The following is a 1647-nucleotide window of genomic DNA, read 5'->3' on the forward strand; positions in this document are numbered from 1 at the left end:
TGCACATGCACCGTGCGGGTCACGGCACCTATACGCGCCAGAAGAACCACGGCATTTCCTTCCGTGTCATCGCCAAATGGCTGCGCCTTGCCGGCGTCGATCATCTCCATGCGGGCACTGCCGTCGGCAAGCTGGAAGGCGACCCGATGACAGTGCAGGGCTACTACAACGTCTTGCGCGAGCAGAAGAACGCGGTCGATCTGCAACGCGGTATCTTCTTCGAGCAGGACTGGGGCGATATGCTCAAGGTCATGCCGGTTGCCTCCGGCGGCATTCATGCGGGGCAGATGCACCAGCTCTTGGATCTCTTCGGTGATGACGTTGTCTTGCAATTCGGCGGCGGCACGATTGGCCATCCGATGGGCATTCAGGCGGGCGCGCAGGCCAACCGCGTGGCGCTGGAAGCCATGGTCTTTTCCCGCAACGAAGGCCGCAACATTGCCGTCGAGGGACCGGAAATTCTCCGCGCTGCCGCCAAATGGTGCAAGCCGCTGGAAGCAGCGCTGGATACATGGGGCAATATTTCCTTCAACTACACCTCAACCGATACATCGGATTTCACCCCGATGCCTTCCGTCAGCATGTGAGGATAAATCAATGCGTATCACTCAAGGATGTTTTTCATTTCTGCCGGATCTGACAGATGATCAGATCTCCACACAGGTCGAATATTGCCTGCGCAAGGGCTGGGCCATCGGGGTCGAATATACCGATGATCCGCACCCCCGTAACACCTATTGGGGAATGTGGGGCAACCCGATGTTCGACCTGAAGGACGCCAAGGGCGTGATGATGGAACTGGAGGCATGCCGCAGAGTGCATGGCGACGACTATATCCGCATCAATGCCTTCGACAACACCCGTGCGGTCGAATCCATCACCATGTCGTTCATCGTCAACCGCCCTGCCAATGAGCCGAAACTGAAGCTGACGCGCACCGACACCAACGGCCGCTCGCAGACCTACTCTTGGGCAACCGCGCGCAATTCCTGAACAAGGACAAAAGCATGACCACTCCCGGCGAAAGCGAAGTCGTCACCAGCGTCGATCTCGGACAAGAATACCGCTCGTCCGGCGTTGCCGAAATTCTCGCTGAGCTCGACCGGGAGTTGGTCGGCCTTGCTCCCGTCAAGCAGCGCATCCGCGAAACGGCGGCGTTGCTCCTTGTAGAGCGCGCCCGCAAGGCCATGGGTCTCAGCCACGAAACGCCGACCTTGCACATGAGCTTCACCGGCAATCCCGGCACCGGCAAAACCACCGTCGCTCTGCGTATGGCAAACCTGCTACACCGCTTGGGCTATGTGCGCAAAGGCCATCTCGTTTCCGTCACGCGCGATGACCTGGTCGGCCAGTATATCGGCCACACGGCACCAAAAACCCGCGAAGTCTTAAAACGCGCTATGGGGGGCGTGCTGTTCATTGATGAGGCCTACTATCTCTACAAGCCGGATAATGAACGCGATTATGGGCAGGAAGCCATCGAAATCCTGCTGCAGGTCATGGAGAATAATCGCGACGATCTGGTGGTCATCTTGGCCGGCTATGCCGACCGGATGGACAAATTCTACGAAAGCAACCCCGGCTTCCGCTCGCGCATCGCCCACCACATAGACTTCCCCGATTATGAAGAGCCGGAGCTCCTGTCAA

Annotated in this window: 3 protein-coding genes; all 3 read left to right on the forward strand. The window is 58.3% G+C overall.

Going from position 1 to position 1647, the window contains the following annotated elements:
- Positions 1 to 587: RuBisCO large subunit C-terminal-like domain-containing protein (locus A3AY_RS0133010; protein WP_018329941.1), on the forward strand; the 587-nt coding region annotated here is incomplete at its 5' end.
- Between the two features lie 10 nt (positions 588 to 597).
- The gene (locus tag A3AY_RS0133015; protein WP_018329942.1) at positions 598 to 993 is read left to right on the forward strand and encodes a ribulose bisphosphate carboxylase small subunit; all 396 of its coding nucleotides are present in this window, start codon (positions 598 to 600) and stop codon (positions 991 to 993) included.
- Positions 994 to 1007: 14 nt separating this feature from the next.
- A partial coding sequence (locus A3AY_RS0133020) for an AAA family ATPase (protein WP_026204085.1) occupies positions 1008 to 1647 on the forward strand: 640 nt, incomplete at its 3' end.

Origin of the sequence: Rhizobium giardinii bv. giardinii H152, assembly GCF_000379605.1 — a bacterium.
Taxonomy (GTDB): Bacteria; Pseudomonadota; Alphaproteobacteria; order Rhizobiales; family Rhizobiaceae; genus Pararhizobium; species Pararhizobium giardinii.

Bases quoted from the DNA above. Each gene is read 5' to 3' on its own strand.
- A3AY_RS0133015 (WP_018329942.1), top strand. From the start codon at position 598: ATGCGTATCACTCAAGGATGTTTTTCATTTCTGCCGGATCTGACAGAT.